At 57.5% G+C, this 20,770-nt stretch carries 15 protein-coding genes; 6 read left to right on the top strand and 9 right to left on the bottom strand.

Annotation, left to right across the window (positions count from 1 at the left end; genetic code table 11):
- Positions 1-9: 9 nt before the first annotated feature.
- From ABD735_RS11070 to ABD735_RS11050, 5 genes are read left to right on the top strand one after another with little or no spacing between them, the layout of a single operon-like run.
- Complete coding sequence (locus ABD735_RS11070; RefSeq protein WP_344806301.1) at positions 10-8,397, top strand: Hpt domain-containing protein; 8,388 nt, start codon at positions 10-12, stop codon at positions 8,395-8,397.
- Positions 8,397-9,506, top strand: a complete 1,110-nt coding sequence (locus ABD735_RS11065) for a chemotaxis protein CheB (RefSeq protein ID WP_344806299.1) — start codon at positions 8,397-8,399, stop codon at positions 9,504-9,506. The genes ABD735_RS11070 and ABD735_RS11065 overlap by 1 nt, the downstream gene beginning before the upstream one ends.
- Entirely contained in the window at positions 9,493-9,981 is a 489-nt protein-coding gene (locus ABD735_RS11060) for a chemotaxis protein CheW (RefSeq protein ID WP_344806297.1), read from the top strand. Before ABD735_RS11065 ends, ABD735_RS11060 begins: the two co-directional genes overlap by 14 nt.
- Complete coding sequence (locus tag ABD735_RS11055; protein ID WP_344806295.1) at positions 9,982-10,743, top strand: ATP-binding cassette domain-containing protein; 762 nt, start codon at positions 9,982-9,984, stop codon at positions 10,741-10,743.
- An 8-nt stretch (positions 10,744-10,751) separates the two neighbouring features.
- On the top strand, positions 10,752-11,519 hold the full coding sequence (locus ABD735_RS11050) for an iron chelate uptake ABC transporter family permease subunit (RefSeq protein WP_344806293.1): 768 nt from the start codon (positions 10,752-10,754) through the stop codon (positions 11,517-11,519).
- 2 nt (positions 11,520-11,521) lie between these two features.
- Here the strand turns inward: ABD735_RS11050 and ABD735_RS11045 are convergent, their stop codons facing one another.
- Positions 11,522-12,586: an AraC family transcriptional regulator gene (locus ABD735_RS11045; protein ID WP_344806291.1), complete on the bottom strand. Its 1,065-nt coding sequence runs from the start codon at positions 12,584-12,586 to the stop codon at positions 11,522-11,524.
- Positions 12,587-12,730: 144 nt separating this feature from the next.
- Here ABD735_RS11045 and ABD735_RS11040 point away from each other — a divergent pair, with 144 nt between their 5' ends.
- The gene (locus ABD735_RS11040) at positions 12,731-12,910 is read left to right on the top strand and encodes a hypothetical protein (protein ID WP_344806289.1); all 180 of its coding nucleotides are present in this window, start codon (positions 12,731-12,733) and stop codon (positions 12,908-12,910) included.
- A 60-nt stretch (positions 12,911-12,970) separates the two neighbouring features.
- On the opposite strand, the gene folE is transcribed toward ABD735_RS11040, so the two are convergent.
- From folE to ABD735_RS11000, 8 genes are all read right to left on the bottom strand, one after another.
- Positions 12,971-13,531 carry a GTP cyclohydrolase I FolE gene (gene folE, locus ABD735_RS11035; protein ID WP_344806287.1) on the bottom strand — a complete coding sequence of 187 codons (561 nt, stop codon included), beginning with the start codon at positions 13,529-13,531 and terminating at the stop codon, positions 12,971-12,973.
- A 76-nt stretch (positions 13,532-13,607) separates the two neighbouring features.
- Complete coding sequence (gene folM / locus ABD735_RS11030; protein ID WP_344806285.1) at positions 13,608-14,333, bottom strand: dihydromonapterin reductase; 726 nt, start codon at positions 14,331-14,333, stop codon at positions 13,608-13,610.
- Positions 14,334-14,343: 10 nt separating this feature from the next.
- The gene (locus tag ABD735_RS11025) at positions 14,344-15,210 is read right to left on the bottom strand and encodes a 23S rRNA (adenine(2030)-N(6))-methyltransferase RlmJ (protein ID WP_344806283.1); all 867 of its coding nucleotides are present in this window, start codon (positions 15,208-15,210) and stop codon (positions 14,344-14,346) included.
- Positions 15,204-16,274 (bottom strand): oxygen-dependent tRNA uridine(34) hydroxylase TrhO, encoded by a 1,071-nt coding sequence (trhO, locus tag ABD735_RS11020; RefSeq protein WP_344806281.1) that lies wholly within the window; start codon positions 16,272-16,274, stop codon positions 15,204-15,206. Before trhO ends, ABD735_RS11025 begins: the two co-directional genes overlap by 7 nt.
- A 76-nt stretch (positions 16,275-16,350) precedes the next feature.
- A complete protein-coding gene (locus tag ABD735_RS11015) occupies positions 16,351-18,144 on the bottom strand; it encodes an ABCB family ABC transporter ATP-binding protein/permease (protein WP_344806279.1) in 1,794 nt (597 codons plus the stop codon).
- A gap of 30 nt (positions 18,145-18,174) precedes the next feature.
- Positions 18,175-19,029: an SPFH domain-containing protein gene (locus ABD735_RS11010; protein ID WP_344806277.1), complete on the bottom strand. Its 855-nt coding sequence runs from the start codon at positions 19,027-19,029 to the stop codon at positions 18,175-18,177.
- Positions 19,030-19,096: 67 nt separating this feature from the next.
- The gene (locus ABD735_RS11005) at positions 19,097-19,552 is read right to left on the bottom strand and encodes an NfeD family protein (RefSeq protein WP_344806275.1); all 456 of its coding nucleotides are present in this window, start codon (positions 19,550-19,552) and stop codon (positions 19,097-19,099) included.
- 16 nt (positions 19,553-19,568) lie between these two features.
- Entirely contained in the window at positions 19,569-20,684 is a 1,116-nt protein-coding gene (locus ABD735_RS11000; protein ID WP_344806273.1) for a GGDEF domain-containing protein, read from the bottom strand.
- Positions 20,685-20,770: the final 86 nt, after the last annotated feature.

Raw genomic sequence — 20,770 nt, 5'->3', positions numbered from 1 at the left:
GGAGATCGTATGGCTGGTAACCACGATTATGTGGCACTGGATTGGGTTAAAGGCGAAATAGAAGCGACCCTGCAACAGGCTCAGCAAATGCTTGAGGACTATGTTGCGAATCCGGAAGATACGACATCCTTGCGTTTCTGCGTGAACTACATCCATCAGGTGCACGGCACCCTGCAGATGGTTGAGTTCTACGGTGCAGCACTGCTTGCCGAAGAAATGGAAAAACTGGGTGAAGCACTGCAGGAAGGCAAGGTCAGCCAGGGCGACGATGCACTAGAAGCGCTCTCGAAGGCCATTCTTCAGCTGCCAAATTATCTCGAGCGACTGCAGCGCAGCAAGCGGGATCTGCCGCTCGTGCTGATGCCCCTGCTCAACGATTTGCGCGCGGCCAGAGGCGAGCGCCTGTTGAGTGATACTGCGCTGTTCAGTCCGGATCTGTCGATGCTGAAAAAGCCTAACGACAGTAATGTCGTGGCACAGCTGCAGGATCCCCGCTCCACCGCACAACTGCGCAAACTGCGTCAGATGTATCAGTTCACCCTGGTCAGCATCGTTCGCGAAAGCGAGCTCGACGCCAATCTGGCCTATCTCCACAAGGTGTTGTCCAAGCTCCGGCAGATGTGCCGCGGCACGACACATGCCGAATTGTGGCGTCTGGGCTGTGGCCTGGTTGAAGCCATGCAGTACGGTGGTCTGGAGCTGTCTTCAGCCGTAAAGACCCTGCTGCGCCTGCTCGATGGCCGAATCAAGCGGCTAGTAGAGCAACCTGCCCAGGCGCTTGACGAAAAACTGCCGGAAGACCTCTTCAAGCACCTGCTCTTCTACTGTGCTCAGTCCACTGCAGACACCAAGCTGACCAAACAAATCAAGGTCGATTACTCGCTGGACCTGGCGCTGCCAGGCAATGAGGAGCTTGACCGTGAACGCCAGCAGGTCGAGGGCCCGAACAGAAGCACTCTGAGCTCGGTAGCCGCTGTCTTGTGCGAAGAGCTGAGCAATCTGAAAGATCAGCTCGACCTGTTTGTCCGGGGCGAGTTCAAATCAGCCAGCGAGCTGGGCGATCTGCTGCCCGGTCTGCATCAGGTCTCCAATACGATGGCGGTGCTTGGCCTTGGCCTGCCCCGAAAGGTTATCGATGAGCAGATTCAGCGTATCGAAACCATGGCAGAAGGTCTCAAGCGTCCGGATGACGACGAACTGCTCGATATTGCTGGCGCCCTGCTGTATGTCGAAGCCTCCCTCGGCAGCATGGTCGACCAGGGCACTAATGCACCGGATACGGCTGCGCCGGTGACCGGTATCGTGCCGCGTGAGCACGTCGATAGCGCACACAAGGCGCTGATCACCGAGTCCAGAAACTCACTTGAAACGGCCAAGACAGCCATTTCAGAATACGTGACCAGTGACTGGCAGCGTACCGAACTGAATCATGCGCCTCGTCTTCTGCGGGAAGTCGCCGGCAGCCTGAGCATCATACCGCTCAGTGAAGCGAGTGCCCTGCTGCAGCGCTGCGCCCGCTATATTGAATCCGAACTACTCAGTAGCGACAGCAAGCCAGACTGGACCAAGCTCGAAGCGCTGGCCGATGCGATCACCAGCATCGACTACTACCTTGAGCGCATTGCCGAGCGCTCGGGCCAGTACGAAAAAATCCTGCTCGTCGCCGCTCAAAGCCTAGAGAAGCTCGATGGCACACCTGCTCCACAACTTGAATCTGCCGAGCACAGAGCCATTGAAAGCCCTGGCTCCGATGTTCCGGTTCTCGACCAGCCAGTAGAGGAGCAGCCCGGCGCTGCGCCGGTCATGGCCGCCGACAAGGTGGCAGATGTCGAGATTATCGATGACGAGATCCGTGAGGTTTTCGCCGAAGAAGTCGCCGACGTGATTGAGACCATTCGTCAGTACCGGCCAGTCTTCCAGGACTCTCCTCAGGACAAGCATGCGCTTTCTGAGCTGCGACGTGCCTATCACACACTCAAGGGCAGTGGCCGCCTGGTTGGTGCCAAGACTCTGGCTGAACTGGCCTGGAGCATCGAGGGCCTGCTGAACCGCACACTCGAAAATCTGGTCACGCCATCATTAGCACTATTTGAATTGTTGAAAGACGTCGAAGACCAGCTGCCCACTCTGACAGCCGCCTTCGCCGCCGCCACCGACAACAGCCTGGACATCCTGAATACCACCACCGGCCTGATTCATCGTGCTGATGAGATTCTACTGGATGCCCGGGCTTCGCGTGCCGCGACCGCCCAGGAAGAACAGGAACACGCCGAAGCGCAGCGTCAGGCTGAGGAAGCCACGGCTGCCGAAGCCCTGTCTGCGGAAGACGATACCGACGAAGCCGACAGCGATAGCCAACTCGCCGATGATGACGATCTCGTCGAAGCAGAGCCTGCTGACGCCGTCTCTCCTGCAGGGGCAGACGAGGCCATCGAGCTCAGCGATGCCGACATGATCGACGATGAAATCATCGAAATCTTCGCCGAGGAAGCCGAAGAAGTTCTCGAGACGATCAATACCTATCTGCCGAAATTTACCGCGAACTACGCTAATACCGAAGCGCGCACAGAGCTTCGCCGTGCCTTCCACACCCTCAAGGGCAGTGGGCGTCTGGTCGGCGCCATGAGAAGCGGCGAGCTGGCATGGTCGGTCGAAAATCTCATGAACCGCATCATCGAAGGCGCGATTGCCATGTCGCCAGAGATCGAGCGTCTCATCATCAAGGTGGTCGAGCTGCTACCCACGATGGTCAGTGATTTCACCGAGCGCAGGCCACCATCATTCAATGTCGATGCTCTGCAAGCCTACGCTCATGAGCTGGCCGCGGGTAAAACGCCGGAAGACGTGCCGGCCATGCTTGGTGGTAAACCACCTGTAGCAATACCCGCCGCTGAACCAAAGCCTGACAAGTCTGTCCGGCAGGAGGAAGGTGCCTCAGGCATCGACCCGGTTTTGCTGGATATCTTCCTCAGCGAAACCCGCGGGCACTTGCAAACGATCGAAGATTTCGTCGAGCATCAGAATCGCCTGGCGGATCCATCGCCACTGTCAGATGACATCTCGCGTGCACTGCATACGCTGAAGGGCAGTGCCAACACGGCTGGCAGCAAGCGGATCGCGAGTATCGTGATTCCGCTCGAGCGCTTCTACAAGGAACTCAACGTCCGCGCCATCCCGGCTACAAGACCGATCACCGACGCTCTGAGTCAGGCTGTCGATCTCATCAATGCCGAACTACTGGCTATCGAAGACAGCCCTGAAGATGGCCTGAGTCCAGCAGCTTCCGTCACCTCTGCCGAAATTCAGGCTTTTGCCGATGAGCTTGAAGCCGTCGTTGAAGAAGTGATCGAACACCGGGCGATGCCGGATATCAATCCTGCCTCGGTCAATCACAGTGAAGTGCTGGATATATTCCTGCGCGACAGCATCGACATCCTGCTGGATGCCGAACGCATCATCAACGACTGGAGCACGGCCCCAGACAACCGTGATGAACTCGAAGCGCTGGTGGAAGAGCTCACCACACTGGCCACTGGTGCAAAGGCAGCTGGACTGCCGGCGATGCATGAACTGTGCGCCTCGCTGGAGTTGCTGTACGAAACTGTCGAAGCCGGCTTCGATGGGCTCGATCGAGAATTTTTCAACGCGGCCAAGCGTGGTCATGATGTCCTGATCGGCATGATGGATCAGCTCGCTGCAGGCCTTTCACCACAGGCTGACGAAATGGTACTTGTCGCCATCCGTGGGGCAAGAGAGCGGCTTCTGGCCGAAAACTTTGACGCCAGCGACGCGGATGTCGAAGCGGTGCCCCTTCTGGGCGATGTTCCGCAGGATGAAGAGCTTATGGAAGAGATACCCGAAGGGTCTGGTGCTGCAGATCCCGCCCAGGATAGTCATCTCGATCCGGAGATGATCGAGATATTCCTCGAAGAAGCCACCGAGCTTCTCGAAAGTTCAGGACAAAGCCTGCGGGACTGGCAGATTGACCCGTCAAACCAGAGCCTCGTGCAGTCCCTGCAGCGAGACGCCCACACCCTGAAGGGTGGTGCGCGCATGGCGGAACTGACGGCTGTTGGCGATCTGTGTCATGAACTCGAAAATCTGTTTGAGCGCATCGCTGAAAATCGTATGTCGGTCACTCCACAGGCGATTCAGCTGAGTCTCGCGGCGCACGATGCACTGGCAGGTATGATTGAAGCCACTGCACAGGGCCGCGTGCCACAGCCAGCTGATCGACTGCAACAGCAACTGGTGAGCCTGCTCTCTGGAGAAACGCCCGAGGCTTTCGAGCCTCTGGACGGTATACCCGTGCTGGAAGCCGAGCCTGAGCTGGGCGACGCGTCCATCGACGACAGCAAGGAGCAGTCGCTGGCTGATCCTTACGACGCGCTGACTTCAAGTGACGACTCGAGAGTGCTCGAGCAGGCAGCCCATGAGCTGGCCAGTGAAGGTCATTCCGAAGAAGAGACACTTGAAGCGCAGGTACCGCTCGAAGCGGCTGCCGAATATGCTCATCAGGCTGATGATCTCCCAGCCTCTGTAGAAGCAGACTACGCGGAAGGTGCTGGTGTGCTCGACCCTGAAATGGCTGCGATCTTCCTTGAAGAAGCCCAGGACATCATTCTCAGCACCTCGGACACCATACATCATTGGAGCCTTGCGCCAACTGAACATGCCCTCGTCGCGCATCTGCAGCGTGATCTGCATACGCTGAAGGGCGGCGCACGCATGGCCGAAATTCCGGCCATTGGTGATCTTGCGCACGAACTTGAAACCCTGTTCGAAGCCATGGCAGAGCGCGGTCATCGACCGGCGCCTGAAGACGAGCGTAAGCTGATTTCACTGGTCGAAGCCTGCCACGATCGATTGTCTGTGATGGTCGACGAAGTGGCCGAGTCGCGCCCTGTTCGCCCAGCGCCAGAACTGATCAGGGACATGCAGCGTTTCATAGACGCCGTCGCAGGTGACGAAACGGCGACTGCCGAAGATATTGACGGTGTCGACGTCAATATGGTCGGACTTGAGGAAGACCATGTCGACGAGGCGGTGAGCGAAGCATTTGATCTGGCGCCGAACACTGCAACGCCAGCGGTTCGCACCGTATCTCCCGAACTCCGTCAGGGTGTGCCTGTCGACTTTACCCATCTCGACGAAGAAATCATTGACCTCTTCCTCGAGGAAGCGCGCGAACTCGTGGATGAAACCGGCGAGAACCTGCGTCGTTGGCTCGATGATCATTCATTGATGACCGAACTGCATACGCTGCAGCGAACCATGCATACGCTCAAGGGTGGTGCCCGCCTGGCTGAAGTCAGCGCCATTGGCGACCTCGCCCATGAGTTCGAAACACTGGTGGAAGGCATCGTCGAAGATACGCTGCATATCGATCCATCACTGAACGACTTACTGCTGAGCGTCCACGACCGTCTGTCTTCAATGGTTGATGCACTGGCGGCACGTGAAACCTTCCGTTCGGCTCCGGAGCTGATCAAGGCCGTGCGACAGTACGCAGCCGACCACAGCCTTGGCGACGATCCACTGCGTGCAATTGCCCTCGAACAGGCCCAGTTGCTCGAATCCGGTGCCACCCAGGATGAATTGCGCGCCGTGTTCGTGGACGAGTCGGACGAAATGTTGCAGGTCGCGCTGGATGCCATGGACTCCTGGAAGCAGCATCCTGAAGCCTTCCAGCACCTTCCGGACATTTTCCGCCGTCTGCGCGCGCTGGCGGCTGGTGCCGGTCTCGCGGGCCTGACACCTGTTCAGAGCCTGGCAGACACCCATGCGCTCATGCTCGAAACCATCAACGAGCGCGTCTCGGCAGATAGCTTCCCCTTGCAGGACGAAGTCATCGAGCTCAGCGATCGGGCACTGCATATGCTGGCGGAACAGATTCGTCATGTGGTCAGCCAGACCCAGGCAAATCCCGGTCAGGCCATCGAGCTTGATCAGAACAGCATGCAGGGTGTTTCAGTGGAACTGAGTTCCCTGCAGCGCAGGCTCATGAGTGGCGGCGATAGTGCCACCAGTCCGCTGCCGAAAGAGAAGGCGGCGCTGGCAGGACTGGATCCGGAAATCATCGAGATCTTCATAGAGGAAGCGGCCGAACTGGAGCGCAACTTCAAGCAGTACCTGAGCGACTGGAAACGTGAGCCTGCCGAAGCGAATCATGCCCGACAGATTCAGAATGCCCTGCACACCCTCAAGGGCGGCGCCCGTCTTGCCGGACTGGCCGCGGTTGGCGATCTCGCGCAATCGATCGAAGACAAGATTGGGCGTTGCGTCAGAGCCGACAGTTCGCTCGACGACCAGCTGATCCAGCAGATCGATACCGAAGCCAAGTGGCTGAGTACTGCCATCGAAGGCGTACGTGAGCAGTTCAGACGGATGGGCGCTGCAGATGCCGCGGCTGGCAACCGGGTACAGGCTGATCGCAGCCCGCGCTCGTTGAGCGATGCAGACTCCCGCGCAGAGCAGCTGGTGCAAATGCAACGCAGCCAGCAGAGTGGTGGTGCCGCTGCACCTAAAGCGGCGCCTCGCAAGGCGGCAGAAACAGCCAAGCAACAGCAGGCGGCAGAGACCATCCGTGTCAGCGCGCAACTGCTCGACAACCTGGTCAACCTGGCCGGCGAAACGAGTATTACCCGTGGCCGTCTCGAGACGCAGATCTCCGACTTCTCGCACACGCTTGAAGAAATGCAGGCGACCATTGACCGCTTGCGTGAACAGCTCAGACGTATGGATATCGAAACCGAGGCCCAGGTCCTGTTCCGCATGGAAAAGGAAGGCGGCGGACCGGTATACGAAGATTTCGACCCGCTCGAGATGGACCGCTACTCTTCCATTCAACAGCTGTCGCGAGCACTCAATGAGTCTGCCAGTGACCTGACCGACCTGCGCGAAACCTTGCTGGACAAGGCCAAGGATGCCGAGACGCTGCTGCTGCAACAGTCGCGCATCAATACCGAACTGCAGGAAGGCCTGATGGAGACGCGGATGATTCCGTTCACCTCCATCGTACCGAGGCTGCGTCGAATCGTTCGCCAGGTCACCGGCGAGCTCGGCAAGAAAGCAGATTTCGAGGTATACAATCCGGAAGGCGAGCTGGACCGCAACGTACTCGACCGTATGGTGGCGCCACTCGAACACATGCTGCGTAACGCCCTCGATCACGGTGTTGAAATGCCCGACGTGAGGGCGAAAGCGGGCAAACCTGAAACTGGCCGGATTACGCTCTCGGTTGGGCGTGAGGGCAGCGATGTCGTACTGACGCTGCAAGACGATGGCAACGGTATCAACACCGAAGCCGTGCGCAAGAAAGCGATCAAGCAGGGCCTGCTGTCGAAATCAACCGACATCGCCGATAGCGAAATATTGCAGTTCATCTTCCACGCTGGTTTCAGTACCGCCGAGAAGGTAACGCAGCTGTCAGGTCGAGGGGTTGGTATGGATGTCGTTTCCAGTGAGATCAAGCAACTGGGCGGCCGGGTCACCATCGAGTCGGAAAGCGGCAAGGGAACAACCTTCACGATCCGACTGCCGTTCACAGTGTCGGTGAACCGCGCCTTGATGGTGTCTACAGGCGACGATTACTATGCCATCCCGCTCAATACCATCGAAGGTATCGTTCGGGTCAGCACCTTCGAGCTGGAAGAATACTATCAACCAGATGCGCCGCTGTATGAATACGCTGGCCAAAAGTATCAGCTGCAGTACCTGGGCAACCTGCTTCGCAGTGAACATCAACCTAAGCTGCAGGGTCAGCCGCTGCCGCTGCCGGTCATCCTGGTACGTGGTGGCGATCATCCATTGGCGCTGCAGGTAGACAGTCTGCTGGGCTCACGGGAAATCGTGGTCAAGGGTCTCGGCCCGCAGTTCACCGGCGTTCGTGGCGTCTCGGGTGGCACGATACTGGGTGACGGCAGCGTCGTTGTCATTCTGGACCTGCCTGCCCTCATGCGTAGCGACCTGGCCAGAGCCATGGCGCACGACCTGAGCATGGAGGAGAAAGAGGTTGCGCCGAAGCATAGCGGGCCGGCTACCATCATGGTCGTCGACGACTCGGTCACGGTACGAAAGGTCACCAGTCGTCTGCTCGAGCGGCAGGGCATGCGCGTCATCACCGCAAAGGATGGTGTGGATGCGATAGCCATCCTGCAGGATCAGAAGCCCGATGTGATGCTGCTCGACATCGAGATGCCTCGCATGGATGGCTTTGAAGTCGCGAGCTTTGTGCGCCACGACGAGCGCCTGCGTGATGTGCCGATCATCATGATTACCTCCCGGACCGGTCAGAAACACCGGGATCGAGCCCTGTCGATTGGCGTCAACGAATACCTTGGCAAGCCTTTCCAAGAGTCGATCCTGCTTGAAACGATCGAACGACTGCTTGGTTGATGGCAGCGCGTCCTGTGACCAGCGACGGATCGGTGCCGCTCATCGGGGTCGTATCGGACACACCGCTGCAACGTCACCTCATCGAGCATGCCCTGCGTAATAAGGGCTACTCGATTGCCGTCAATATTGACAGTAACAAGCTGTCGCAGGATCGGCTGAAGAACTACCAGCATGTCGCAGCCTGGGTGGTCATCATCGAAGATGAGACCCAAGGCGATCCGCTGCTCGAACAGATGATGGATACATTCGATGCGCCGGTACTGTATGGTCTGGACGCTGCACCATCCCGCCAGCATGAGGAATATCCCCGCTGGGAAAGACGGCTGCTGCAAAAGCTTCATGATGCTGTAGGCCCCCTGCCCACCGTTCCGGAAGTAGCACCATCGCAAGTGGCCACATTGGCGGGCAGTCGCTTTACTATTGGCACAGAAGGTCGTCCGGCGGCTAACAGCAGCAGTATTCCGCTGTCGCATCATGTTCCGCCGGCTGCACCAGGCGACCCTCTCACCAGGATTTATCTGCTGGTGGCCTCCCTTGGGGGCCCTGACGCGGTCAAGCGCTTTCTGGACCTGTTGCCGGCTGCTTTGCCAGTGGCCTTTCTGTATGCCCAGCACATCGATCCCGAGGCGGCAGAAGTACTCCTGCGGGTATTGGGCCGACACGCTCGACTGCCACTGAAACGCGCGCAAGTGGGTGCGCGACTGCAGCACGGCGAAGTCATTTTTGTCCCGCCGGATCAGGAACTGGACTTCGACGATGATGGCGCCATCACCTTGTCTGGCAAACCCTGGCCTGGACCATATGGGCCGTCCATCGATAGAGTGATGATGAATACGGCGAATAGATTTCAGGATGCTGTCAACGTGATAGTATTCAGCGGCATGGGCTGCGACGGCGCAGTGGCTGCACCAATTTTGAAAGCTTATGGCAGTCATGTCTGGGCCCAGGACTCAGCCGGTTGTGCCAGTAGCGCCATGCCAGATGCCATTGCCGAACGTGGCGTGGTGAGCTTTAGGGGCTCGCCGGAGGCACTGGCGAAGAAGCTACTGCAGACCATAGAGCTTGAGGAAATTACCAAACGGAGAACGCAAAACCATGCGCAGCCATGACAGCTCGAGCGCACAGATATCCTGCCTGCTGCTACCGATGAAGCATACTGATTTTCTGCTTCCGAATACCAGCGTTGCAGAAATCATCGAATTTACCGAGCCGAACCCAGTCCCCGACTCGCCAGTCTGGCTAGCCGGTCATATACAGTGGCGCGGGCAGCAGGTACCTCTGGTTCAGGCAGAAGCCATGGATGGAAACGAGAATAACCTCATTCGTGAGGGCGGCCGAATTGCGGTCACCAACGGTGTCAGCGAACATCATCAGTCGCAGCCCTTCATCGCCTTCGTGACGCGTGGACTGCCGCGTCTGGTCAAGGTGAAGAGCGAGGAGATCACGCCTTCTGACAGCGCAGGAGAAGACAAGCCAGGCGATCCGGTGATCAGCATGTACGTCACATTCAGCGGCGAAGAAGTCATCATTCCCGATCTGGATTATATGGAGCAGCGCGTCTTCGAGGCTGTCAAGACCACTTAAATGCTGCTTTCGATGGACGATGTCAACGTCAGGATCGGCGGACAGACTATTCTGAGCAACATCAGCCTGACCCTGGAGGCCGACCGGATTACCACCGTGATCGGGCCCAACGGCGCCGGCAAGACCACCCTGTGCAAGGTCGCGCTTGGCATTCTTCAGCCGACGTCCGGGCGCGTCCAGAAGGCACCCGGCCTGCGCATCAGCTATGTACCGCAGCGCTTTCATATCGACTCATCGATGCCGCTGACCGTGAGGGATTTCCTCTCGGTCTCACTGCCCTTCGCGCGCAAGCGCCGGCTGCTTGGCATAGCAGAAGCCCTCGAGCTCACCGAAGTCGAGCACTGCATCGACAAGAATCTGCATCAACTCAGTGGCGGCGAAACGCAACGCGTGCTGCTGGCCAGGGCCATCACCCAGCAGGCGGACCTCATCGTGCTGGACGAGCCGGCACAGGGCGTGGACGTCAATGGCCAGGAGTTACTCTACAAGCTCATCAGCCGTATCAGGGACATCCGCCACTGCGGGATCCTCCTCATCTCACACGATCTGCACCTCGTCATGGCCGACACCGACAATGTGCTCTGTCTGAACGGTCATATCTGCTGCGCCGGCCATCCCGAAAGCATTTCCAACGACCCGGCTTTCGTGAGTCTCTTCGGCCGCCGGGCCGCTGATACGCTGGCCATTTACCATCACCACCACGACCATCATCATCATGCGGATGGTACTGTCGCGGAGGGCGACCACTGCTCGAACTCCTAGCTGCTCCGATGCTCGCCGGTATAGCCCTTGCGCTGATCACCGGTCCGCTCGGCTGTTTCATCGTCTGGCGCAGAATGGCGTATTTCGGCGATACCCTGGCGCATGCTGCCCTGCTTGGTATCGCCCTCGGCATTCTGCTCGATATTCCGAATGGTTTTGCGGTAATTGCTGCCTGCCTGCTCGTTGGTCTCCTCATGCTCGTGCTGCAGCGGCAACAGCACTTCGCCAGCGACACCGTGCTCGGCATTCTCGCCCACAGCTCCCTCTCGGTTGGCTTGATAGCCATCGCGCTGCTGGACTCGCCCTCGGTCGATCTGATGGGCTATCTCTTTGGTGATATTCTCACCACAGGCTGGTCTGAGACCGGTTTCATTGCCGTGCTCACCGTGGTGTCGCTACTTGTACTCATTTTCTACTGGCGACGCCTCATTCTGATTACATTGCATGAGGACCTCGCCAGAGTGGAAGGCGTCAATCCAATGCTCTCCCAGATCGTGCTGATCAGCATCATCGCCTTCGTCATCGCCATGGCTATGAAGGTTGTCGGGCTGCTGTTGGTGACGTCCATGCTGATCATACCGGCAGCTGCCGCACGGCCCCTGTCCCGGTCACCGGGGATGATGGCTATCCTGGCGGGCATCATCGGTGCCGTATCGGTGATTGCTGGCCTGTTCGGGGCCTGGTGGATCGACGCACCCTCAGGCCCATCTATCGTACTGGCCTCCTTCCTCTGCTTCCTTGCCACCTTCATCGGCGGACGCTTCATCAGCAGATAATTTCAGTGCTTGGCGGGGCCTGAGCCATTGCTGCGCCGGTAACTGGCAGGGCTCTGTCCTGTCCAGCGCTTGAACGCCCGGCTGAATGCGCTCAGCTCGGAGAATCCCAGAAGAAAGGCGATTTCACTCAGCGCATATTTGTTCTTTCGCAAGTAGGCCACGGCCTTGTCACGCCTGGCACTCTCAATGATATCGTGAAAGGAGTTGCCCTCGGCCTTCAGGCGGCGATATAGAGTGTGGCGAGATATGCAGAGTTCACTGGCGATAGCCTCGGCATCGAAATCGCCCTGGCTTAGCCGACCGCTGATGAGATGACGCACTCGGGCACTCAGGCTGCGATGCTGACGCAGACGACCCAACAGACTTTCTACCTGGCGAGACAGGGCCTGATGCAAGTAGGGATTGCGCTGCGGCAGCTCAAAATCCAGAAACTTGTGATCAAAGGCTATGTACGAGCGCGGCTCAGAGAAATTCAGGGGACAGTCGAAATATTCATCGTAGGGCAATCGGCTTGCTGGCTCCTCGTGGTGAAAGCCGACCCTGGTCATAAAGACCTGCTCACTGACGTATTTCTTGGCACGGGCCACTGTCTGCACCAGCATTCTGTCGATATTGACTGCGTGATACAGCGCCGGCTGTATATATTCGAAGGACACTATGGCTTCGCCATCGTCCACTTCCAGCTCGATGGCCAGACCCTCGTTGACCAGTGCAGCGAGACGAACATACTGAGTAAGCGCCTCTCCGAGCGTTCGGTTGTTGAAGAGAATATGGCCGATGACCCCCATGCTCGAGGTGCTGATCTCAGCACCGATCAGCAAACCGACACAGGGATTTTTCGTCACGGACACCGCGTAATCGAGCACATCATGCAGCACAGTGAGCTGAAAACGGCCATCTGGCGCCATGACTTCTTCACGCGAGAGGCCATGACTGGCTCGCCACTCATCAAGACTGTAGTTTTGCGACTCCAGATAGACGCAAACGCTCTGGATAGACGCCGCTGCTACCGAGGGTACAGCGCGCTTTGAGCTGACCGGTTTCTGTCGAGACCCTTTATCTGTCACCTGTTACTGTCACGCTCCTGTTCTGCCATCACCTAGTTCTCGTAATCTGCATCTTGCAACAAATTGTCAAAACACAGCAACCGTTCGTCAAGCCGATACCGCAAAGACCGCATAGTATGGAGACTCAATTAATGGAGGTGCTTTATGGCTAGTACACATACACAGCAGGCGTCACTGCCGTCAGATAAGCGTAAAGCGCGCATGGACAGTGGCAGCAAACGCCAGGGCAACCAGAAGGGTGGAGTCTGCGTCCCACAATGCCCGGATGACCAGAAAAACATTGCCGAGTTGGTGAACTACCTCGGAAGCATGTATTACCGCTAGTGTTCAGGTCAAAACCAGTCAAACAGGTGTTAGGGCGCTCAGCGCCCTTTTTTTCGCCTGCTATTTGTTCATCTTTACCAATGTCAGAAATTCGGTTCTCGTGGCTGGATTGGTTCGAATCGAGCCAAGCATGACCGACGACATCATGGAACTGTTCTGTTTCTCGACACCGCGAGCCATCATGCACAGATGCTTTGCCTCGATAATGACCCCTACGCCGTACGCACCTGTGACCTGCTCAACCGCTTCAGCGATCTCCTTGGTCAGATTTTCCTGTATCTGTGCCCGTCGCGCGAACATGTCGACTATCCTGGCGAACTTCGACAGGCCGAGCACCTTGCCGTTAGGAATGTAGGCAATATGACAGCGTCCGATGAATGGCAGCAGATGGTGCTCGCACAGCGAATACAGCTCGATGTCCTTCACTACCACCATTTCTTCGGTATCCGACTCGAAGATCGCGTTGTTGACGATCTCAGCCAGGCTGTCGCCGTAACCCTTGCAGAGGTACTGCATGGCCTTCGCTGCTCTTGCAGGCGTGTCGCGCAGGCCTTCACGTGAGGTGTCCTCACCGATGAGTTCGAGAATACTCTTGTAATGTCCTGCAAGCGTGTCGCTCATTCTAGGCTCCTGGTTCAGGTCACTGCCTATGCAGCGGGTAGTGTACTAATGATGCATCGCGGCCGGAAAGCCGGGCTCAGCGTATGTTTCGACCGCCGTCGAGTGCGATCACCCGGCCTGTCATGTAATCGTTGTTCAACAAGAAAAGCAGGGCATCGACTACGACCTGAGGCCCAGGCTCTACGCCCAGCGCCGATTTGGCCAGCGTCTTTCTCCGGTACTCCAGATCATCATCGGCCTGGAACATAAGCAGTGATGGCGCGATGCTGTTGACCTTGATGTGCGGTGCGAAGCGCTTGGCAAAACTTCTGGTCATGCCGTCCAGCGCAGCCTTGCTGGCCGCGTAGGCAATGTGGTGGTCGCTGCCTTTCTCAATGACATAATCGGTGATATGCACGATATCGCTGAGCGGGTTGCCGCCAAGTCGCAAACGCTCTGCGGCAGCCATATTCATCAGATAGGGCGCCTCGCAGTGAATCCGGTTCATTCTACGGATCGTGGTCTGGAAATCGGTCGATGGCTCGGAGTCGGGCAGCCAGAGCGAGGCATTATGCACCAGCGCACGCAAGGGCGGAGCCTCTTTTCGAAGATATTCCAGCCAGGCATCGAAATTGTCTTCATCCTCGAAGTCGACCCTGTGGCAGACCACGCCCTCGGCCCGCAGGACATCTATTTCTGCATGCTCGCTGCGATAGGTGATATGCACCTGGCAACCCAGGCGCTGAAGTGTGCGGGTACAGTGCAGCCCAACACGACGGGCGCCGCCGGTGATCACCACGACCGCTTGTTCCAGATTCGTCACAGTGACAACCTCAGTTCAGAACCTCGATATGCTGAACGATCGAAAGATGCTCGTTCAACCAGTCTTTTATACCAGCCAGCTCGTCCGCCAGGGTCCACGGCGCATTGGTGATGACCATGCCGCTGCCAGACATACCAGGCGTCCTGTCGCCGCGCATTCCGGCTGCGCCAGTCGTCAGCCACTCGACCGTCAAGCGAATACCCGATGCCGCAGGCAACGCCGCTTTCATGCCGGCAAGGATCTCGGCCTGCCCCGCTTTGGCCAGCATGGGATACCATTGCATGACCACGGCTCCGCGCCATTTCTGCAGCAAGGTATCGGTCCACTGCGGGATGGTGTCGTAGTCAGACTTGATTTCGTAGCTTGGGTCGATGAGCACGACGCCACGCCCGCCTGCAGGTGGGCTGAGGGCAGCGACACCTTCGAAACCATCGCGCTGGTGAACGGCGATCCGAGCACCCTGATGGCGGCGCGCTGTCCCCGCCCAGCCTCGCAGCGCCTCGAAGGCAGCAGGATGCAGCTCACACAGCACTTGGGCGTCCTGCTCGCGGGCCATGCCCAGCGCGATGCCTGGGGACCCGGGATAGCGTTGCTGCTCGAGCTGGGCGCGTACGATGTCGAGATAGGTCTGCATCATCTCGGGCAACGGGCCTGCACTGACGCGCTCGCTCAGCAGCCGCTTGATTCCGGCATCTGCCTCGCCTGTCTTGAGCGCCTCCGCGCTCGAGAGGTCATACATGCCATCGCCGGCATGCGTCTCGTAGCAGGTCCAGCCAGCCGGCTTCTGATTGAGATAAGCGAGCACCCGCGTCAGCAGAAGGTGCTTGTGTACATCCGCAAAGTTGCCGGCATGGTAGGCATGCTGATAGCTCAGCACCCGGCGCGGTTCCCGTCACCGGCATCGGCCTGCTCAACCTGCAAGGCTTTCTCCCGGGCCTGTCTGCGCTTTTCAGCCTGCTTCTTCGCCAGCGTGTCCGCAGCATCGAGCCCGATATGCGCTTCGCCACGACTGCTGGCGAGTCGCATCTGCTTCTCTCGTTCCTCGAAGCGCTTGCGACGCTCTGGCGCTATGCTGTCGAAACAGTGTGGGCAGCTGATGCCTGGCTGGAAGCGCTCGTCCTGCTGTTCTTCCGCTGTCACCGGCATACGGCAGGCATGACACTGGTCGTAGGAACCCTGTTTCAGCTGATGATCAACCGTTACCCGATTGTCGAAGACAAAACACTCCCCGCGCCACAGGCTTTCAGCTTCCGGCACCTCCTCGAGATAGCGCAGGATGCCACCTTCGAGGTGATAGACCTCTTCGAAACCCTGTTGCTTGAGATAGGCTGTGCTCTTTTCGCAGCGAATGCCACCAGTGCAGTACATGGCAACTTTCCGGTGAACCTGCTTATCCAGGTTGGCTTCGACATACGCCGGAAACGCGCGGAATGAATCGGTGCCCGGATCGACGGCGCCTTCGAATTTGCCCACTCGGGTTTCATAAGTGTTACGCGTATCGATCAGAAGCACATCCGGATCGCTGATCAGATCGTTCCAGTCCTTCGGTTTGACGTAGGTGCCAACTACTTCCTTTGGATCGACAGTGTCCACGCCCATAGTCACGATTTCACGCTTGAGTTTGACCTTGGAGCGATAGAAAGGCGGCTCGGCACAATAGGAACGCTTCACCGTCATTGCTGCGAAGGGCGCCTGAGCCTGAAGACACTTGAGAAAGGCATCCATGCTGGCATGGGCGGCGGCAACGGTGCCGTTAATGCCTTCCGCAGCCAGCAGCAGCGTCCCACGGACCTCGTGAACGCGCATGGCTTCCAGCAGGGGCTCACGCAGGCTTTCAAAATCGGGCAGATCGATAAAACGATAGAGCGCCGCTACGGTAATTGGCAGCGCTTCGGCAGGTTCATTGGACAGAACCGTACCGTGGACACTTTCATCGGACATGATGGGCAATCTCACTTGGTGTTCAGCAGGCCGGACCGCAAATCCGGTGCATGCAAAACGAACAGTTTACCACGCCTTACTGCGCTCTGGCAGCATCCTGCGTGCGCCAGAGCTCACTGTAGACCCCGTCTGTGGACAATAGCGTGGCATGGGTGCCCCGCTCTACGATGCGTCCGTTCCTCATCACCAGGATGACATCCGCATCGACGATGGTCGACAGGCGGTGTGCAATCACGATAGTCGTGCGACCGGTAGCCATGGCATTGAGCGCATCGACGATGGAACGCTCAACCTTTGAGTCAAGCGACGAGGTCGCTTCATCGAACACAAGGATGCCCGGATTCTTCAGCAGAGTCCGCGCAATGGCGACTCGCTGCTTTTCTCCACCACTGAGCTTGAGGCCGCGCTCGCCCACCAGCGTATCCAGCCCCTCAGGCAGCGCCTTGATGAAAATGTCGAGATGCGCCATGGCGATGACCTCAGCAATTTCCTCGTCCGTCGCATCAGTGCGTCCATAGCGAATATTCTCGCCAAGCGTCGTATTGAACAGCACCGTGTCCTGCGGAACGATACCGATGTTCGCTCTGACCGAAGCCTGTGTGCATTGGCGGATGTCCTGACCATCGATGAGAATCTGTCCACTCGTCGGGTCATAGAATCGGTACAGTAGTTTCACCAGCGTCGACTTGCCCGCACCACTATCTCCCACGACTGCCAACTTGGTGCCCGCTTCCACCGTAAAATTCAACTGTTTCAAAATCGGCCGATCAGGGCGATAGCCGAAATCCAGATCCCTAAATTCAATGCGACCAGCACTCAGTTTCAGCACCTCGGCATCTTCGACATCGCTGATGCCAGGTTTGATCTCCAGCAGGCGAAACATCTGCTCCATACTCGCCAATGACCCCTTCATCTCTCGATACACGAAGCCAAGAAAGTTCAAGGGCATGAACAGCTGCACGGTGAAGGCATTGACCAGCACGAAGTCCCCCAGCGTCATGTTGCCGGCGACAACTTCGCTGGCCGCCAGTATGAGCATGGCAGTCATGGCACAGCCGATGATCAGCGCCTGGCCACCGTTGAGTGCAAACAGTGACAGCCGGTTCTTGCGACGGGCACTTTCCCAGGCCTCCAGATCGGTGTCGTAGTGACGGGCTTCGAAGGCTTCATTATTGAAGTATTTCACCGTTTCGTAGTTGATCAGACTATCGATAGCTCTGGTATTGCTCTGCGAGTCTGCCCGATTGGCCTCGCGGATATACTCGGTGCGCCATTCGGTCACCTTGATTGAATAGGTCACGTACACCACCACCGCAATCAGCATGATGAGCGCAAACCAGGGGTTGTAGCGCATCAGCAGCAGACCAATGACCAGGGCCACTTCCAGGATGGTGGGAATGATGTTGAAGACCATGAAACGGAGTATGAAACCGACGCCACTGACTCCGCGCTCTATATCCCGGGCGACTCCGCCGGTATTGCGATTGAGGTGGTAATTCAGTTCCAGTGCATGAAGATGGCTGAAGACCCGTAGCCCGATATGACGCATGGCTCGCTCGGTCACGCGCCCAAACAGGGTATCGCGTAACTCACTGAACAAGGTATTTGCGAAGCGCAGAACGCCGTAGGCGATCAGTAACGCCAGCGGGAGTATCAGCACAGCGTCTTCGACCTGGCTGGGGTCGAGATCATCGACGACGCCTTTCAGCACGAAAGGCAGAGCCACCGTCGCCAGTTTCGCCGCGACGAGGCAAAGCAATGCGATGATTATTCGGCCACGGAAGTCGGCCAGGAAAGGCAGCAGCGACTTCAGTGTCCTGAAGCTCAGCTCACCGGCGGGACTGTCGTCGTGTTGCCCATAGCCCCTCATCCAGAGGCTCCGGGCTTACGCGCTGTGAACTCAGCTTCGATTGATGAACCCCTTGAGCGCAGCAGGCAGATCAGCCGGCAGCACGACCGTTTTGGCATTGTCCGAAGTGGACAGCTCGGCCAGGGCCGCAATGTACTTTTCGCCCAACAGATAGGTGATGGGCAGATCCTGGTTGCCTATTGCCTTGGCCACACGTTCGAGCGCCTCACCACTGGCCTCGGCCAGCACCACCTGCGCAGCACCATCGCGTCGCGACGCTTCGAGGCGACCGTCGGCTTCGAGTATCGCGGCCTGCTTCTGCCCTTCGGCACGGGTGACCGTCGCCCGTCGTTGACGCTCAGCTGCGGCCTGTTCTTCCATGGCCAGCTGCATGGTGGTCGAAGGATTGATGTCCTGGATCTCGACAGTTTTCAAGTTGATGCCCCAGTCAGCAATGTCATCTGAAATCGACTCTCTCAACCGCAGCTTGATCTTGTCCCGTGAGGACAACGCTTCGTCCAGCGTCTGCTCACCGATGATCGAGCGCAGCGCCGTCTGCACCAGGTTTCTGATGGCCATCTCGTATTCTTCGACGCCATAGACTGCCTTCTCAGGAGCAACGATATTGATGTAGGCGACCGCGTTTGCCTTGATGGTGACGTTGTCCTGCGTGATGACTTCCTGGGACGGGATATCAAGCACGATGTCCTTGGTGGTGATCTTGTACGGCACCTGGTCGACATAGGGAATGATGAGATTGAGACCGGGGTTCAATGTGCGCTGATACTTGCCCAGCCGCTGCACGATGTGTTTGTAGCCCTGCGGCACGATACGCACACCCATGGCAATGGTGACCCCGACGAGCACCACAAAGACGACGACGACTATTAACGATTCCTGACCCATGATCTCATCTCCTGATTAACCGAAAAGCAAAATATGTATGACGGACAGCAACCCGTCAGCTGGCGTTTCAGCCGACCTTTTCGATCACCAGCGTATTGCCGGAAATATCGACCACACGGGCGCGGTCACCGACGCTAAAGGTCGTATGGGACAGGAAACGCCACTCGTCGTCGCCAAGAATTGGCACTGCGAACCTGAGTTTGCCACGGCTGGGATCCAGTTCAACTTCATAGACCTGTCCAACCTGCCCCTTGAGCGCCTCGCTGGCCATGCCAGAGCGCGTGCGGTCTTTCCAGCGCGGCCGCAACAGGATATTCCAGAGCACGACCAGACCGAGCGAAGTAACGCCCCAGATCAGTAACTGAATTTCAAGCGTAGGCTGCGAAAACAGCAGAAGAACGGCCATGACGAAGGCCGCAATGCCAAACCAGAAGAATATGAAGCTGGCGATGAAGACTTCGGCAATGACGAGAATCATGCCCAGCAGCAGCCAGTGCCAGTAAACGAGTTCGAAAGCCGACATGCTGTAGATGTTCCTGTCAGGCGGGTGCGGAGGAGGCCTCGATATCGAGCTCTGTCCTGGTCTGATTGCGGCCTCTGTTCTTGGCAGCGTATAGCGCAGTGTCCGCCCGGGCAATAGTCTGCTCAAAGTTTTCATTGCAGTCGTACTGGGCAACGCCAATCGAAATCGTGATGGTCAGACCCTGTTCGATCGAATCAAAACGCATACCTTCCACGGCCTGTCGTAAACGCTCTGCCTTCATTACGGCGCCTTCAAGCGCGGTTTGCGGCAGCACCAGCAGGAATTCTTCGCCACCAAAGCGGCCAACACAATCAATCTTGCGCAAACAATCCTTCATCATCTGGGCCAGTTCCCTGAGCACTTGATCACCGGCGTGATGGCCGAAGGTATCGTTGATTCGCTTGAAAAAATCCACATCAATGAGGCAGACGCTGAAGCCAGGACCACCACGCGTACAGCGACTGAACTCCTGTTCAATCTTTTCCATCAGGGCACGTCTGTTGCTCAGCCCCGTCAGCTCATCAGTACTCGCCATTTCCTGAATGGTTTCGAGCGCCTCCTCCAGCTGAATATTGTTCTTTTTCAACCTGTTGCGAAGCTCACTGATGTAGCCGCCTATCAGGATCAACTGCCCGATCACGACCAAGAGCGCCGTGAGCTGAACGGCTTCGATACGTAAATCGACATAGGCTGGCCGGAGCCACCACAGACTGCCGATCAGGAGGATACAGAAGAGGAAATTCAGGATGCCGATTCGTATGAACTGCTGGCGTCTCAGCCCCAGAATCCCATACACCAGCGGAATGAAGATGATGAGCAGAATGCTGCTTCGGGCCTGGGGATTCTCGAGAAAGAACAGCGCGTACAGGGGCGGGATCAGCGATAGCGCCATTTGCTCGGCGGTGAGGTCTTTATCCCTGAACCGCAGGTTGAGCTTCAGGCGAAACACCAGCCAGAAGCCAATGCTCACGAACGCGGTCATCAGTAACAAAATGGCCAGGTGCTTGCCAGGAAAGACCCCGACCGCCCAGGCAACGGCAAAGGTGAGCCAGGTCAGCATGTAAGACACTGAGGTGGAGAGCGCGACTCTTTCTCTTCGCCGCTGCGATTTTCGCTCGCGATCTGACAGCATGCTCACCTCTCCTCCCGACGCGACAGTCACCTGGAAACGTGTCTATTTTTTATACACACATGCGTCAATATAGTTTACACAAAAAT

The organism is Allohahella marinimesophila, from assembly GCF_039538005.1.
Lineage (GTDB): Bacteria > Pseudomonadota > Gammaproteobacteria > Pseudomonadales > Oleiphilaceae > Allohahella > Allohahella marinimesophila.
This window is presented reverse-complemented; position numbering and strand designations above follow the sequence as displayed.

Coding starts and splice junctions, on each gene's coding strand:
- ABD735_RS11070 (WP_344806301.1), top strand. CDS start 10: ATGGCTGGTAACCACGATTATGTGGCACTGGATTGGGTTAAAGGCGAA.
- ABD735_RS11065 (WP_344806299.1), top strand. CDS start 8,397: ATGGCAGCGCGTCCTGTGACCAGCGACGGATCGGTGCCGCTCATCGGG.
- ABD735_RS11060 (WP_344806297.1), top strand. CDS start 9,493: ATGCGCAGCCATGACAGCTCGAGCGCACAGATATCCTGCCTGCTGCTA.
- ABD735_RS11055 (WP_344806295.1), top strand. CDS start 9,982: ATGCTGCTTTCGATGGACGATGTCAACGTCAGGATCGGCGGACAGACT.
- ABD735_RS11050 (WP_344806293.1), top strand. CDS start 10,752: ATGCTCGCCGGTATAGCCCTTGCGCTGATCACCGGTCCGCTCGGCTGT.
- ABD735_RS11040 (WP_344806289.1), top strand. CDS start 12,731: ATGGCTAGTACACATACACAGCAGGCGTCACTGCCGTCAGATAAGCGT.
- folE (WP_344806287.1), bottom strand. CDS start 13,531: ATGAGCGACACGCTTGCAGGACATTACAAGAGTATTCTCGAACTCATC.
- trhO (WP_344806281.1), bottom strand. CDS start 16,274: ATGTCCGATGAAAGTGTCCACGGTACGGTTCTGTCCAATGAACCTGCC.
- ABD735_RS11015 (WP_344806279.1), bottom strand. CDS start 18,144: ATGAGGGGCTATGGGCAACACGACGACAGTCCCGCCGGTGAGCTGAGC.
- ABD735_RS11010 (WP_344806277.1), bottom strand. CDS start 19,029: ATGGGTCAGGAATCGTTAATAGTCGTCGTCGTCTTTGTGGTGCTCGTC.
- ABD735_RS11005 (WP_344806275.1), bottom strand. CDS start 19,552: ATGTCGGCTTTCGAACTCGTTTACTGGCACTGGCTGCTGCTGGGCATG.
- ABD735_RS11000 (WP_344806273.1), bottom strand. CDS start 20,684: ATGCTGTCAGATCGCGAGCGAAAATCGCAGCGGCGAAGAGAAAGAGTC.